This is a genomic window from Nocardioides sp. CF8 (genome assembly GCF_000389985.1).
GTDB classification, from domain to species: Bacteria; Actinomycetota; Actinomycetes; order Propionibacteriales; family Nocardioidaceae; genus Nocardioides; species Nocardioides allogilvus.
The window spans coordinates 3,304,305-3,318,878 of record NZ_CM001852.1 but is presented as its reverse complement, the minus strand read 5'-3'; the positions used below and the strand labels follow the sequence as shown (position 1 = coordinate 3,318,878).

13 protein-coding genes are annotated in these 14,574 nt (G+C 65.8%); all 13 read left to right on the top strand.

The window, feature by feature from the left end; all coding sequences use genetic code 11:
• Nucleotides 1-13 precede the first annotated feature (13 nt).
• The 13 genes from CF8_RS16180 (at nt 14) to CF8_RS16115 (ending at nt 14,293) form a co-directional block, all read left to right on the top strand.
• Nucleotides 14-1,147: a glycoside hydrolase family 16 protein gene (locus CF8_RS16180; RefSeq protein WP_156887253.1), complete on the top strand. Its 1,134-nt coding sequence runs from the start codon at nt 14-16 to the stop codon at nt 1,145-1,147.
• Nucleotides 1,148-1,477: 330 nt separating this feature from the next.
• Entirely contained in the window at nt 1,478-3,268 is a 1,791-nt protein-coding gene (locus tag CF8_RS16175; protein ID WP_084623142.1) for a polysaccharide biosynthesis protein, read from the top strand.
• Between the two features lie 23 nt (nt 3,269-3,291).
• Nucleotides 3,292-4,320, top strand: a complete 1,029-nt coding sequence (locus tag CF8_RS16170) for a polysaccharide biosynthesis protein (RefSeq protein ID WP_269634794.1) — start codon at nt 3,292-3,294, stop codon at nt 4,318-4,320.
• Nucleotides 4,317-5,564, top strand: coding sequence for a glycosyltransferase family 4 protein (locus CF8_RS16165; protein WP_010834179.1), 1,248 nt, complete (start codon nt 4,317-4,319; stop codon nt 5,562-5,564). Before CF8_RS16170 ends, CF8_RS16165 begins: the two co-directional genes overlap by 4 nt.
• Nucleotides 5,561-6,427, top strand: coding sequence for a sulfotransferase family protein (locus CF8_RS16160; RefSeq protein ID WP_010834178.1), 867 nt, complete (start codon nt 5,561-5,563; stop codon nt 6,425-6,427). The genes CF8_RS16165 and CF8_RS16160 overlap by 4 nt, the downstream gene beginning before the upstream one ends.
• Complete coding sequence (locus tag CF8_RS16155; protein ID WP_010834177.1) at nt 6,417-7,049, top strand: sugar transferase; 633 nt, start codon at nt 6,417-6,419, stop codon at nt 7,047-7,049. Before CF8_RS16160 ends, CF8_RS16155 begins: the two co-directional genes overlap by 11 nt.
• Nucleotides 7,046-8,173: a DegT/DnrJ/EryC1/StrS family aminotransferase gene (locus CF8_RS16150; RefSeq protein WP_036491266.1), complete on the top strand. Its 1,128-nt coding sequence runs from the start codon at nt 7,046-7,048 to the stop codon at nt 8,171-8,173. The genes CF8_RS16155 and CF8_RS16150 overlap by 4 nt, the downstream gene beginning before the upstream one ends.
• Nucleotides 8,170-9,279: a polysaccharide biosynthesis C-terminal domain-containing protein gene (locus tag CF8_RS16145; protein ID WP_036491265.1), complete on the top strand. Its 1,110-nt coding sequence runs from the start codon at nt 8,170-8,172 to the stop codon at nt 9,277-9,279. Before CF8_RS16150 ends, CF8_RS16145 begins: the two co-directional genes overlap by 4 nt.
• A gap of 5 nt (nt 9,280-9,284) precedes the next feature.
• On the top strand, nt 9,285-10,406 hold the full coding sequence (wecB, locus tag CF8_RS16140) for a non-hydrolyzing UDP-N-acetylglucosamine 2-epimerase (protein ID WP_036493394.1): 1,122 nt from the start codon (nt 9,285-9,287) through the stop codon (nt 10,404-10,406).
• Nucleotides 10,403-11,359, top strand: a complete 957-nt coding sequence (locus CF8_RS16135; RefSeq protein WP_156887252.1) for a glycosyltransferase family 4 protein — start codon at nt 10,403-10,405, stop codon at nt 11,357-11,359. Before wecB ends, CF8_RS16135 begins: the two co-directional genes overlap by 4 nt.
• 53 nt (nt 11,360-11,412) lie before the next feature.
• Nucleotides 11,413-12,345 (top strand): hypothetical protein, encoded by a 933-nt coding sequence (locus CF8_RS16125; RefSeq protein WP_156887251.1) that lies wholly within the window; start codon nt 11,413-11,415, stop codon nt 12,343-12,345.
• The gene (locus tag CF8_RS16120) at nt 12,342-13,037 is read left to right on the top strand and encodes a hypothetical protein (RefSeq protein WP_156887250.1); all 696 of its coding nucleotides are present in this window, start codon (nt 12,342-12,344) and stop codon (nt 13,035-13,037) included. The genes CF8_RS16125 and CF8_RS16120 overlap by 4 nt, the downstream gene beginning before the upstream one ends.
• A 65-nt stretch (nt 13,038-13,102) precedes the next feature.
• Nucleotides 13,103-14,293 carry a hypothetical protein gene (locus tag CF8_RS16115; RefSeq protein ID WP_036491253.1) on the top strand — a complete coding sequence of 397 codons (1,191 nt, stop codon included), beginning with the start codon at nt 13,103-13,105 and terminating at the stop codon, nt 14,291-14,293.
• Nucleotides 14,294-14,574 lie beyond the last annotated feature (281 nt).

The window sequence follows — 14,574 nt, the reverse complement described above, 5'->3', positions numbered from 1 at the left end:
CAAGATGCAGGCCATGTCTCGCACCAGGTCTCGAACCAGCACTGCCCTGCGGCACACCGCCGCCCTCGTCTGCCTCACCGCGCTCACCGCGTGCTCCGGAGCCTCCGGCATCGACGTCGCCGAGTCCGACTACGACGACGGCGCCGGCATCACAGCCGTGGTGCTGCCCCAGCTCGCGGCTCCCGGTGAGGACACCGAGGAGTCGTCCGACGCGGAGTACGTCGTCGACGCGACGATCGAGGGAGCCTCGGCCGGCCAGGTGGTGGAGCTCCAGGTCGCCGACGGTGACGACTGGACCCTCGAGGACAGTGCCGAGACCGACGAGAAGGGCCGGGTCGCGCTGACCGTCGGCGAGGCGAGCGAGCTGCGCGTGGTGTCCGAGGGTGACGAGCCCGTGGGCATCCACCTGTCCACCGCCGACGCGCCCGAGGCGACCTTCACCGACGAGTTCGACGAGCAGCTCAAGGACGTCTGGGCGACGCGCGACCAAGGCTATGCCGGTGTCCGGCTGTGCTCGCGTGCCTCCGACGACGCAGTCGAGTGGGTCGACGGTGTCGTGCGGCTGAGCGTCATTGACGACCCGAAGAAGGGCACGTGCCGGGTCAAGGGTGAGAAGTACAACTACCGCCTCAACGGCCACATCGGCACGGGCTTCAGCTTCAGGTACGGCCACGCCGCCGCACGCATCAAGTTCCAGGAGCTCCGTGGCCAGCACGGGTCCTTCTGGATGCAGGGCTTCGGGCCCAAGCCCACCGGGGACGCGAAGGTCACCGGCGCCGAGATCGACGTCATCGAGTACTTCGGCGACGACCACCCCGACGGCGGCCTGACGAGCTTCGTCTACTGGCACCCCACCGCGAAGGGCAAGACGGCCGGCGGCTGGCTGCCTGACCCCGAGCAGTTCGGCGGCGACTGGTCGTCGAAGTTCCACGTGTTCTCGGTCGAGTGGACCCCGAAGAAGTACGTCTTCCGCATCGACGGCCAGGTCACCAACACCATCACGCAGGGCGTGTCCGGGCAGCCGGAGTTCCTCATCCTGAGCCTGCTCAGCTCTGACTACGAGCTCCAGCACCTCGGGGGCGAGGACAAGCTCCCGCAGCACATGGACGTCGACTGGGTGAAGGTCTGGGCCGACCCGGTGGCATGACCCGGTAGCTCCGGGTCAGCCGGGTTTCTTCGCTCGGCCTCGACCTGGGAGACGTCAACAACACCGCCGATCCACTCCGGGCGACGTTCTACGTGGACCTCCCAGGCGTTGTGTCGACCCGATCGACGTTGCTGACATTGAGCCGTGCGTCACAGGAACGATGAATTTCAACCATTCCTGCCCGAACACGCCTTTCGCGTGTGAAACTGCGGAGGCAGCCAGGTTGGGACGCACGGGACGCCCGTGGTCCAATGCAGCTATGGGGGATAGGGAATCTTGACTCGGGAAAAGGTCTCGCAGAACTTGCGGTCACGCCGCACGCTGGTGCTGATGGGGTTCGACGCCACGGCGTTGGGCATGGCCTACGTGCTGGCGGCCCTGGTGCGCTACGAGATCCTCGACCGCGACGTGGTGCTCCGCCTGTTGGGCGTGGCTGTGCTGGCCATCGCAGTGCACCTGGTGAGCGGTCTCGCCTGGCGGGTCTATCGGGGTCGAGTGGGTGTCGCCAGCATCGAGGAGACGATCTTCCTCGGCCTGGCCGCCACCTCTGCCGGACTCGCCGTCTTCCTCGCCAACGCGGTTCTCCCAACCCCGTGGGTGGCGCGCAGCCTTCCCTTGACCGCGACGTTCCTCGGTCTCTTCGTGATGGCGCTTGCTCGTGCGCTGTGGCGCTACAACACCGATCGCACCTTCTTCGCCAGCGGAGATCACCTCGAGCGAGCACTCATCGTGGGTGCCGGCTTCACCGGGAGCAGGCTCGCCCTCTCGATGCTGAGCACGCCGAATGCAGGAATGAAGCCGGTCGGCTTCCTCGACGATGACCCCTGGAAGCGGCAGCGGCGTCACTACGGCGTCCCCGTGCTCGGCACTCTGAAGGATCTCGCAGACGTCGTCACCGAGAGCGGTGTCGACGTGGTCGTCGTTGCCATCCCGGGTGCGTCCAAGGACGTCGTCAAGCCGGTGCTCGACCGGGCGCGTGAGCTGGGAGTGGCGGTCAAGATGCTGCCGTCCTACTCGGAGAGCCTCAACACGCGAGCCGACGTCCGCGACGTCCGCGACGTCAACATGCGCGACATCCTGGGCCGGGCCGCGCTCGAGACCGACATCGACTCCATTGCTGGCTACCTCACCGGCAAGCGAGTCCTCGTGACCGGCGCCGGCGGTTCGATCGGGTCGGAGCTGTGTCGTCAGATCCACCGCTTCGGGCCGGCCGAGCTGATCATGCTCGACCGTGATGAGTCGGCACTGCACGCCGTACAGCTCACGATCCACGGTCACGGACTGCTCGACGGGCGCGACGTCGTGCTCAACGACATTCGCGACCTGCACGCCCTGGAGAAGATCTTCCAGGACCGACGGCCCGAGGTGGTCTTCCACGCGGCGGCGCTCAAGCACCTGCCGATGCTCGAGCAATATCCGCACGAGGCGATGAAGACCAATGTCCTCGGCACGTCCAACGTGCTCGAGGTCGCGGCCGCCACTGGGGTCTCCACCTTCGTCAACATCTCGACCGACAAGGCCGCAGATCCGACGAGCGTGCTCGGCTATTCCAAGCGCATCGCCGAGCGGCTCACGGCGGCGATGGCCCAGCGGGCCGACGGGGCCTTCATCAGCGTCCGCTTCGGCAACGTGCTCGGCAGTCGTGGCTCGGTCCTGCACGCGTTCACCTCCCAGATCGCCTCCGGCGGTCCGGTGACCGTCACCCACCCCGAGATCACGCGCTACTTCATGACCGTCGAGGAGGCCGTGCAGCTCGTCGTCCAGGCCGGCGCCCTGGGCGAGAACGGCGAGGTGATGATCCTCGACATGGGACAGCCCGTGAAGATCGACGACGTCGCGCGCCAGCTCATCCAGATCTCCGGCAAGCACATCGAGATCGTCTACACCGGTCTGCGCGAGGGCGAGAAGCTGCACGAGCAGCTCTTCGGTGGCGCCGAGGACGACGAACGCTCCAAGCACCCGCTAGTCTCGCACGCACCGGTCTCGCCGCTGTCGCCCGCCGTGGTGCGAGGCTATGACCTAGGCTCCAACGATCTCGGCATGCTGCAGGCCTTCGAGGACTGGGTGAGCCTGCCCGACCCGAGCGCCGCGCACGCCGGGTCGCGCACTTCAGACAACTGACTCCCTCGGGGATGGATATACACGTGTCAACAACCACGGCCGCGACTCAGGCAACTGTGCTGGTCACCGGCGGAACGGGCTCGTTCGGCTCGACGATGGTGCGCCGGTTGCTCGAGACCGACGTGCGCGAGGTGCGCATCTTCAGCCGCGACGAGCTGAAGCAGGACGACATGCGCCGGGCGCTGAACGACTCGCGCGTTCGCTTCTACATCGGCGACGTGCGTGACTACGACAGTGTCGACCGCGCGACCCGCGGCGTCGACTTCGTCTTCCACGCCGCCGCACTGAAGCAGGTTCCCTCGTGCGAGTTCTTCCCGCTCGAGGCGGTGAAGACCAACGTTCTCGGCTCCTCCAACGTCATCGAGGCGAGCAACGCCAACGGCGTCAGCAAGGTCGTGTGCCTCGGCACGGACAAGGCCGTCTATCCCGTCAACGCCATGGGGATCTCCAAGGCCATGATGGAGAAGACCGCCCAGGCCTTTGCTCGCAACAACCCGACGGCCAACACCGTCGTCTCCACGGTTCGCTATGGCAACGTCATGTGCTCTCGGGGCTCCGTGATCCCGCTGTTCGTCGAGCAGCTGAAGGCCGGCAAGCCGTTGACGCTGACGGACCCGAACATGACGCGCTTCCTGATGTCCCTCGACGAGGCGGTCTATCTCGTCGAGCACGCCTTCGAGCACGCCACTCCGGGCGACCTGTTCGTGCGCAAGGCGCCGGCGAGCACAGTCGCCCACCTGGCCCAGGCGGTCGCCGAGCTCGTGGGCGTCGAGGCACAGATGGACGTCATCGGCACCCGTCACGGCGAGAAGCTCTACGAGACGCTGGCCACCCGCGAGGAGCTCTCGCGTGCGCAGGAGCAGGATCTCTACTACCGCGTGCCGGTGGATGCCCGCGACCTGAACTACAGCCAGTACTTCGACGAGGGCGACGTCGCCGAGGCGACCTTCGACGACTACCACTCGCACAACACCGAGCGTCTCGATGTCGACGGTGTCAAGGAACTGCTCCTGAGCCTTCCCGCTTTCCAGGGGTTGTTGGACAAGTCGTGAGCCGAACGCCTGCCTCCCTACGCGTCCTGGCGATTCACCGCTACTACTGGCCCGACACTCCGCCGTACGCCACGATCCTGCGCTCGATCGTCGAGCAGTGGCACCAGGACGGGCACCGGGTCGACGTCCTCTCCAGCCAGCCGTCCTACAAGCCGGAGAGCGCGCCGCAACGACGCGCGTCGGTGGAGACCGTCGACCACGCGAGGGTCCGGCGCGTCTCGATGCAATCGGACAGGTCGGGCAAGCTGCGTCGACTGTTCAACGTGGCGTGGTTCCCGCTCATCGTCGGACTGCGGGTGCTCTTCGGCCCGAAGCGCGACGTGGTGATGTGCTCGACCGCGCCACCGGTGCTGCTGGGGATGGCGGTCTCGATCGCCGCTCGGCTGCGTGGCTCGCGCTTCATCTACCACTGCATGGACCTGCACCCGGAGATCGGTGCCCTCTCGGGTGAGTTCGCCAACCCTTTCGTCTACCGGCTGATGGCGCGTCTCGACCTGGCGACCTGTCGACGGGCGGAGTCGATCGTCGTCCTGTCCGAGGACATGCGCGGCGCGCTCCTGGCTCGCGACCCACGGCTGGCCGCTCGCATCGTGGTGATCAACAACTTCGACCTGCCCGACTTCGACGGCGTCCAGCAGACGACCCCGGTGGCGTCCACGCCCGACCGCCTGCGCATTGCCTTCACCGGCAACATCGGTCGCTTCCAGGGCCTGGAGACGATCACCCAGGCAGTCCTCTCCGATTCGCCGGAGCTGAACGGGATCGAGCTGGTCTTCATGGGGGAGGGCGCAGCCAAGGGGGCCCTGCAGGCACTCGTCAACAGTGCCCCCGCAGACAGGCGCCCCCGGGTCGCCTTCGTCCCGCACGGGTCGTCGGCCCAGGCGCGCGCGCTGCTGGGCACGGCCGATGTGGGGCTCGTGAGCCTCACGCCGAAGGTCATCGGCTTCGCGTTCCCCTCGAAGACTGCGACCTACTTGTCTGCCGGGCTACCGCTCCTGGTTGCCGTGGAGCGCGACAGCGAACTTGCGAATCTCGTGGTTGACGAGAGACTTGGCTGGCACTTGCCCACTGATGACGCGCGGGCCATCGAGCAGCGGCTCGTCGCGGTCGTCGAAGCAAGGGCCGAGCTCGACGCGATGTCGCAGCGCGCGCGTCAGGTCTGGGAACGACAGTTCGCAGCGAGCGTCGTACTGCCGCGCTGGTCCGAACTTCTGGCCGAACACCGTGATGGGAATCTGGCATGAGCGTTGACAACGACGTCGTCATCGTTGGGGCCCCTCGCTCCGGCACCAACATGTTGAGGGACGTCCTGACGGCGCTCCCGGGCTACGCAACCTGGCCGTGCGACGAGATCAACCTGACCTGGCGGCACGGCAATCGAGCCTTCCCGTCGGACGAGCTGCGCGCCGAGCAGGCCACTCCCGAGGTCGTCGGCTACCTGCGGCGAGAGTTCGAGAAGGCCAGGCACCGGTACGCCGCCCAGAGCATCGTGGAGAAGACCTGCGCCAACTCCCTGCGGGTCGAGTTCGTGCACGAGGTGAAGCCCGATGCCCGCTACGTGTTCATCACGAGGGACGGGCTCGACGCCACTGCCTCGGCGATGGCTCGCTGGAACGCGCCGTTGGATGTGCGTTACACGGCCGCGAAGACCAAGTTCGTACCGCCGAGCGACCTGCCCTACTACGGCGCGCGCTTCGTCGCCAACCAGCTCAAGAAGCGCCGAGCCACGGCAGCCCCGGGTCAGACGGTGGGTTGGTGGGGACCCAAGACCGAAGGTTGGCAGGAGCTGGCCCGGACCCGGCCGCTGGACGAGGTGTGCCTCTTGCAGTGGCAGCGCTGCGTGGAGGTCTCGCAACGAGGTCTGGCCGCGATGTCGTCATCGCAGGTCTTCCACGTCTCCTACGAGGACTTCGTGCGCGAGCCCGAGGCTGGCTTGAGGGACCTGCTCGACTTCCTCGGGCAGCCCGAAAAGTTCGACGCCAAGGCGGTGGCCTCGGTGTCCGCGAGCAGCATCGGCAAGGGACGCGCCAAGCTCGGGGCCGAGAGCAGCGCCCGACTCGGGGCGCTCGCATCGGAGACATTGAGGAGCCTCGGCTATGCCGGCTGAGGGTCTGTCGCGGATCCAGTCGGCGCAGAAGCGATCGTTCGACGTGGCGCTGGCGCTGGTCGGCCTGGTCGTGACGTCGCCCCTGTGCGCCGTGGCGTGGTTGGTCGCGACGGCGAGCACCCGGCGCAACGGCATCTTCCGGCAGACGCGGATCGGTAGGCACGGTGAGCCCTTCACCGTGTTGAAGATCAGGACCATGAGAGCCGTCGGTGGGACGACGGTGACGACCGCGAACGATGCACGGATCACTCGGGCCGGAGCCGCGATGCGCCGCCTGAAGGTCGACGAGCTCCCGCAGCTGATCAACGTGCTGCGCGGCGACATGAGCCTGGTCGGCCCACGTCCCGACGTCTCCGGCTTCGCCGACGAGCTGCACGGCAGTGATCGCATCGTGCTCAGCGTCCGTCCGGGCATCACCGGACCAGCCGCCATCGCCTACCGCCACGAGGAAGACCTGCTGGCGAGCGCCGAGGACCCGGAGGCCTACAACCGGGACGTCATCTGGCCCGACAAGGTGCGGATCAATCGCGCCTATGTCGAGAACTGGTCGCTGGCGGCCGACATCCGCTGCATCTCGGACACGATCAAGAGTGTCCTCACCACGGAGGAAGTGCGCCCATGACTGAACGACTGTTGATGTCACCGCCCGATGTCGGAGCCCTGGAGGAGGAATACGTCCTGAGAGCCTTGCGCTCGGGCTGGGTGGCGCCGACCGGCCCGGAGGTCACGGCCTTCGAGGAGGAGATGGCTGCGCGATGCGGTGTGGAGCATGCGGTTGCCATGTCGTCCGGCACCGCCGCGCTGCACCTCGCGATGGTGGACCTCGGGGTCAGGCCAGGTGACATCGTGATGGTCTCCACGATGACGTTCGTCGCGTCCGCCAATGCCGTCGCCTACACGGGGGCGCAGCCGTGCTTCGTCGACTCCGGGCCCGACGGCAACATTGATCCGGAGCTTCTCGATCAAGCGATCGCCGACCAGGTTTCGCGAGGGCGTCGCGTCGCGGCCGTGATGGTGGTCGACCTGCTCGGTCGGTGTGCCGACTACGGTCCGCTGACCGAGGTGTGCGACCGACACGGTGTGCCGATCCTGGAGGACGCCGCGGAAGCGTTGGGCGCCTCCTACCAAGGCCGACCTGCCGGCAGCTTCGGCCGCGCAGCGGTGCTGAGCTTCAACGGCAACAAGATCATGACGACGTCTGGGGGAGGGATGCTGCTCACCGACGATCGCGCGATCGCCGAGCACTGCCGCTTCCTCTCCACCCAGGCTCGCGAACCCGTGGCCCACTACGAGCACCGCGAGATCGGGTACAACTACCGGATGTCCAACATCCTGGCCGCGCTGGGGCGCGCCCAGCTTGCCCGGCTTGACGGCATGATCGCGCGCCGCCGAGAGATCCGTGACGCCTACGCCGAGGTCGTCTCGAACGTGGCCGGTGTCGAGGTCTTCCAGCGCGAGGGCGACGTCGACGACAACTGCTGGCTGACGGCTCTCGTGGTCGACGAGTCAGCTTCGTTGACGCCGCAGGAGCTGCTGCAGGGCCTGGAGGCCCGTGACCTCGAGGCGCGGCCGTTGTGGAACCCCATGCACCTGCAGCCGGTCTTCGCAGATGCGCCGAGCTACACCAACGGGATCTCTGAACGACTCTTCGCCCAAGGTGTCACCCTGCCCAGCGGCTCCGTCCACGGAGTCGATGCGATCGAACGAGTGTGTGCCGCCCTCGCCGAGATCCTCAGGTCACGATGACGACCGCGATCACGGGCGGCTACGGCTTCCTCGGTTGGCACACAGCTTGCCGGCTGCGCGCCGTGCACGGCACCGAGCCCGTGCGCCTGGGGCGCGCTGACTTCGCCGATCCCGCGGTGCTGGCGCAGGCACTGACCGGCGTCGACCGGATCGTGCACATCGCCGGGGTCAACAGGGCCGAAAATGACGAGGCGGTCGAGCTGGGCAACATCGAGCTCGCCCGCACTCTGGCGGCCGCCATCAAGGCCGCCGGCCGGCCGATGGATGTCGTGTTCGCCAATTCCGTCCAGGCAGATCTGGACAACGCCTACGGCCGCGGCAAGGCAGCCGCAGCCGATCTCATCGGGGACGCGGTGCGTGCCTCAGGGGGCCGTTTCGCCGACCTGTTGCTGCCCAACCTCTTCGGCGAGCACGGTCGCCCGGGCTACAACTCGTTCGTCGCGACCTTCGCCCACGAGGTGGCTGCAGGTCGCACCCCGACGGTCTCCGGCGATCGCGAGATCCCTCTCCTGCACGCCCAAGGTGCTGCAGCGGCCTTGATTGCTGCGCTCGGCTCCGACGTACGCGAGGTGGTGGCTGCGGAGTCGCGCGGTATCGGGGAGGTACTCGCTCTCCTTCAGCGCAGTCACGAGCTCTATGCCACCAGCGGAGAGATCCCGCCGCTGCCCGGACAGTTCGAGGTCGACCTGTTCAACACCTACCGCGCTGCCGCCTTCCCGCAGATGTGGCCGCTGTCCCCGCAGGTCCATGCTGACAACCGTGGCGACCTGTTCGAGACCGTGCGCGCTCATGGCGGCACCGGCCAGGCATTCGTCTCGACCACGAATCCCGGTCAGGTGCGGGGCGAGCACTACCACCTGCACAAGGTCGAGCGGTTCTTCGTCGTCAAGGGCGAAGCCGAGATCTCGCTCCGTCGGTTGCTGCACGATGACGTGGTGTCCTTCAGGCTGAGCGGCGACAAGCCGTCCTTCGTGGACATGCCGACGCTGTGGGTGCACAACATCCGCAACGTGGGCGGCTCCGAGCTGGTCACGATGTTCTGGGCGGACCAGCTGCTCGACCTCGACAACCCGGATCAATACCCCGAGAAGGTGGCCCTGCCGTGAAGGTCATGACGATCGTCGGAACCCGACCCGAGATCATTCGACTGGCTCGAGTGATGGATCGGCTCGACCAGACCGAAGGAATCGAGCACGTGGTCGTGCACACCGGGCAGAACTACGACCACAACCTCAACCAGGTGTTCTTCGACGACCTGGGTCTTCGAGCTCCGGACCACTACCTGGGAGTCGACACGAGCACTCTCGGCGCCGTCCTCGGCGGGGTGCTGATCGGGACGGAGCAGGTGATCCTGGCGGAGAAGCCGGATGCGGTTCTCGTGCTCGGCGACACAAACTCATGCCTTGCCACCGTGATGGCCAAGCGGATGCGGATCCCGACCTATCACATGGAGGCCGGCAACCGTTGCTTCGACGAGAACGTCCCGGAGGAGACCAACCGACGTCTCGTCGACCACGTCGCGGACTTCAACCTGGCCTACACAGAGCACGCCCGTCGCAACCTCCTGGCGGAGGGCCTGCACCCACGCAGGGTGTTGGTGACGGGGTCTCCGATGCGGGAGGTGCTCGAGCACTACCGTCCGCAGATCGACGCCAGCGACGTGCTCGATCGTCTCGACTTGACCCCGCAGGGCTACTTCCTGGTGTCCGCGCACCGCGAGGAGAACGTCGACTCACCTGCCCGGCTGCGCATACTCCTCGATTGCTTGCTTGCCGTCCACGCGAAGTGGCAGTTGCCCGTCATCGTGTCGACGCACCCCCGGACCCGCAAACGGCTCGAGTCACTCGGTGCCGACCTGGGCAGCGCCGATATCCGTTGGATGGAGCCCTTCGGGTTTCACGACTACAACAAGCTCCAGCTCGAGGCCGCCTGCGCGCTGTCAGACTCGGGCACGATCTCAGAAGAGTCGTCGATCCTGGGGTTCCCGGCGATCACGCTGCGTGACTCGATCGAGCGACCGGAGGCTCTCGACTCGGGATCGATCATGATGACGGGCCTGAACGCAGTCGACGTGGTTCGAGCGGTCGCGGTCGCGATGGCCGACGGCGTCATTTCGTCCACGATCCCTGCGGGCTACGAGATCACCGACACGAGCGCGCGCACCGTGCGCTTCATTCTGTCGACTGCCACGAGGCATCATCAGTGGGCCGGGATTCGGGGGATTCAATCGTGACGACCTTTTTCGTGCCGACGGGAGGAAGTTGGTCTGGTGGCGGCAAAGCTGTCCTGGACAACTTCCGACACGCTGCCGAACGGCACCCCGAAATCCGCTTCGACGGAGGCGACATAGCCATCGTTAATCGCAATTTTCCGCCCCGCGGGCAGCGAGGACCGTTCATTCTCATTCCGCAGAACGCGTGGGCATGGGCCGGGCCCAAGATCGGACCGCGTGAGCACATGAAAATGGCGACCATGCGTGCCTTCTCAGAACTCGCGATGCGCCGTGCGGTCGGGGTCATCCGTGCTGGCCGCTCAATTCCGGAACGAGGCAATGTCTGGAGCGGGATCCTGCCGAATCCACTCGACGAGGGTTTCGACTCCGCCGAGGTAGCGAGTCGGGAACTGGCGCGACCGACGCCTGAGCCGTATTTCGTGAGTGTCGGATCTCTGAACAGCTATCGCGGCGTGGACTTCTTGATTCGCGCCTACGCCCGATACCGCGCTGAGGGCGGGACGACAACCCTGCACGTGGTCGGCGGTGGCCAGCCGCATTACGTCGCCCGAATCCAAGAACTTGCGAGTGAGGTTGGCGGTGTCCACCTGCACTCTGAAAAGGTGACCAGGCCCCAGGTCCTTGCCTGGCTTCGTTTCGCGGATGCAGCCGTGCTGCCGTCGTACGTCGAGACGTCGCCCATGTCAGTCCTTGAGGCTCTCGCGGTGCAGTCGAACGTCTTGGCGAGCGACATCCCGGGTCACCCTGACATCGTCCCGGACGGGACTCGCGGACCGGACTACTTCTCGCACGATCGACCCGAGGAACTGGCGGCCAAGTTGTTGGGAGTCTTGGGGGGCGTGGACGTCGTACACCCGCTCAGTAGCAGTGAGTTTCGCGAGCAGCAGCGCGTTGATTGGGGCAACCGTCTGGCGCAGGCACTCCGCGGGCTGAGTTCGAGGGCAAGCCGTTGATGACTCGGGTCAGTGCAGCTGTCAACGGAGTCTCAGATCGCTACGACGACGTGATGATCCTGTCGACAGCTCGCCAGCACGGTCGTGGGCCAACACGCCTGCCTGATCGGATTGACCGAGAGCGGCGCATTGCCGCGATCCAAGTCGAGACCGACGCCCAAGCTGAGGAAGTCCTGCGCACGCTTGACCGTGCAGGGCGACGGTTCTATCTCGATGTGGAGCGGAAACAGGACCTGCATCTCATGGAGACCGCCGCCGCCGTCGTACGGCTCGGTGAGCGTTTCGCGATCAAGCCAAACGACATCACCGTGGATGCACTGGTGGCGGTCTTGGTTGAGCATTTCGGACCTGACCTGACTGGTGTGCGGGTCGCGATCAACGGCTCGGGCAACCTTGGCTTCAAGTTCGCTCTTCGGCTGGCGGAGTCAGGATGCGCGGTCTTCTTGGTCGGCCGCGACATGGCCAAGACCGAACGACTTATCGACGTCATCAACACTGTGCTGCCGGCATTCACGCAGTTTCCGGTTGCAGGCGAGGTGCCGACTGGTGCGGTTCATGTGCTTGTATCCGCCGTGACAGCCGAGCACGTGATTACCCCCGAATGGTTGGGAAAGCTTGCTCCCGCGGCGCTGTGCCTTGACGTCGGGATCAACAACCTTTCTCCGTCCTTCATCGAGGCGGCCATCGCCGCAGGCCATATATGCAGCCGAGTCGATGTCCGCTCCGCGGGAGACCCCCTCCCCGTCATTCCCAATCCCTTTTTTGCCCAGATCGCGGGGCGTCGAGAGTTTCGTGGCGTCGAGATCGTTGCTGGTGGACTGCTGGGAAACAGGGGTGACCTGGTCGTGGACCAGATGCTGAATCCGACGCTGCTCATCGGCATCGCCAATGGCACCGGCGGGTTGCTGTCGCAAGATGACTGGACAGCCGAGATGCGGGCTCGGGCAACCGAAATCGAGGCGGCGATCGTCGCTTCAGAGGCATGAGGATGGTGCGTTGGCCAGCTCGCGCGGTGCTGCGGCTCGCCATCAACCGTCGGCTCGTCGACGGCCCGATCGGTACGCGGTATCTGGCGAGGAGGGCAACGATGCGGCCGCTATTGCCGTCAGCAGATTCCGATCTGTACCTGGACGGCTTCCCGCGCTCTGCGAACTCCTATGCCTTCTACGCGTTCAAGCAAAGCAACCCCACGGCGCTCTTGGCTGGGCACTGCCACTCCGCAACCGCTCTCGCTTCAGCCGTCACGCTGGGAGTCCCTGCGATGCTGCTCGTGCGGGAGCCGCTCGCCTGCGCCTCAAGCTTCACCCAATACGTTCCTGGACTCAAACTTTCTTCCGCGCTCCGGCACTATAGGAGGTTCCACCGCAGGCTGGAGGTCCACCGCGAATCGATATTCGTGGCTGACTTTGCCGACGTCATCCGTGACTTCGGAGCGGTGCTGATCGAGTTCAACCAGTTCGCCGGCACTAACTTCGCGCCATTCGTCAAGGACGACGTTAGCGAAGCCGCCGTCAGCGCGATGTTGGACCAGGCGAACGAGGTGTACGCCGGAGGGGCAGCCCACACTCTCGCTCGACCGTCATCGTCGCGCTCAGGCGTGGAGACCCTGGCACTTTCGCGTCGCGAGTTGCGAATTCTCCGCCAATGCACCGACCTTTACGACCGGCTGCGCTCGTGACGGAGGCGAACCGCACCGAACAGCCGCCCAGAGGAAGGCGCGGAGGTAGCGCCGTCTACTCGTTGATGAGCCAAGCGGCCAACTCTGGCGGCAATCTCCTGCTTGCTGTCTTTGTCGCTCGGCAGGTGACCCCAACCGAATTCGGCGCCTGGTCGATCGGTTATGCCGCCTACATGATGGCGCTAGCCGTCGTGCGGTCTTTGAGCTGCACCCCTTTGCTCCTCGGGCGTCACGAATCTCCGGAGGCGCTGCGGAAGGCTTCCTCGGGCGCCGTCGGCCTAGCGCTCTGCCTGGGGTTGGCTATGAGCGTCGTGGTCGGCGCCCTCGGGTGGGCCGCCGTGGATCTCCGTGGCGCGCTCATTCCCTTCGCACTGTGCATGCCGTTGCTCCTTGCCCAAGATGTGCTGCGACACTTCGGGTTCGCGGGTTCACGCCCCTCAATCCCTGCCGCGCTCGACGTCTCGTGGGTGGCGCTCCAATGCGCTGCCTTCGTGGCACTCACTCTCGTCGGTGCGAACTCCATGGGCATCGCCACCGTTGTGTGGGCGATCTCGGCATTACCTGCTGTCCTGTGGCTTTCCATCCGAAGCCATTTCGTCCCACGCCGGGACGCCATCGCATCCTTTTGGCGCGAGACCCGAGCCGATGGGGTGAAACTGCTTGCCGACAGCGCCTTGGCCAGCGCTGTGACTCAAGCGCTGCCGGTTCTGGTTGCGGCCAGCGCGGGGCTCGCCGCCGCTGGTGCACTCCGCGGTGGGTTCACACTGATGGGAGGCATCAATGTCTTGGTCGCGGGGCTTACGCCGATCGCAACGCTTGCAGCCCGCAGACAACAGGATGCGTCTGGTGACGTCCACCGCTTCCTGTGGTCGTGGTCGGCCGTGCTTTTCGTCGTCTCGGTGTTCAACGGCGCCCTACTACTCGCCCTGCCCGAATCTCTTGGGCGAGAATTGTTGGGCAGCACCTGGGAGACCGCGTCACTGCTCATTTTGCCTTTGGCGCTCCATTCGATGCTCCGCGGTCCGTTTACTGGCGTGCCGATCGCGCTTCGTGCAAGCGATCGAGTCGGGGCGGCTCTTCGACTCCGTGTGTGGACGACTCTTCCTTCAGTGGTTCTTCCGTGGACTGGGGCACTGGTGTTTGGACTCCACGGTGCTGTCTGGGGAATTGTGCTGAGTGCTGTCGTTGCAAACGGCATGGCGCTGAGGGCTGTGCGCCGCGGCCGATGGTCGGAGATTCGGGGAGTTGCGAGCTGAGGGCCGACGTGACGTCGGCTTTCCCAGGGTGGTGTCCCTCGGCATGAATCCATCCTCGTTTTCAAAGTGATGTCGCCGATCCAGACAGCGTTGATGGACCCCGGTGTCCCACTGCCGCTTCACCGCATCGGGCGGTTAGGTGTCCTTGCTGTCGGTCACGGTCGTTGTCTTCCATCGCTTCGGACAGACACCACGCAGCCCGAGGCAACGTATCGTCTTGCTGCGCGAGATGATCTCGCCGTCCTAGCGGAGGTCGGCCAGGACGCCGAGGCGTACCGGAG

Bases quoted from the DNA above. Each gene is read 5' to 3' on its own strand.
- CF8_RS16120 (WP_156887250.1), top strand. From the start codon at position 12,342: ATGAGGATGGTGCGTTGGCCAGCTCGCGCGGTGCTGCGGCTCGCCATC.
- wecB (WP_036493394.1), top strand. From the start codon at position 9,285: ATGACGATCGTCGGAACCCGACCCGAGATCATTCGACTGGCTCGAGTG.
- CF8_RS16175 (WP_084623142.1), top strand. From the start codon at position 1,478: ATGGGGTTCGACGCCACGGCGTTGGGCATGGCCTACGTGCTGGCGGCC.
- CF8_RS16155 (WP_010834177.1), top strand. From the start codon at position 6,417: ATGCCGGCTGAGGGTCTGTCGCGGATCCAGTCGGCGCAGAAGCGATCG.
- CF8_RS16125 (WP_156887251.1), top strand. From the start codon at position 11,413: ATGATCCTGTCGACAGCTCGCCAGCACGGTCGTGGGCCAACACGCCTG.
- CF8_RS16115 (WP_036491253.1), top strand. From the start codon at position 13,103: ATGAGCCAAGCGGCCAACTCTGGCGGCAATCTCCTGCTTGCTGTCTTT.
- CF8_RS16150 (WP_036491266.1), top strand. From the start codon at position 7,046: ATGACTGAACGACTGTTGATGTCACCGCCCGATGTCGGAGCCCTGGAG.
- CF8_RS16160 (WP_010834178.1), top strand. From the start codon at position 5,561: ATGAGCGTTGACAACGACGTCGTCATCGTTGGGGCCCCTCGCTCCGGC.
- CF8_RS16145 (WP_036491265.1), top strand. From the start codon at position 8,170: ATGACGACCGCGATCACGGGCGGCTACGGCTTCCTCGGTTGGCACACA.
- CF8_RS16180 (WP_156887253.1), top strand. From the start codon at position 14: ATGTCTCGCACCAGGTCTCGAACCAGCACTGCCCTGCGGCACACCGCC.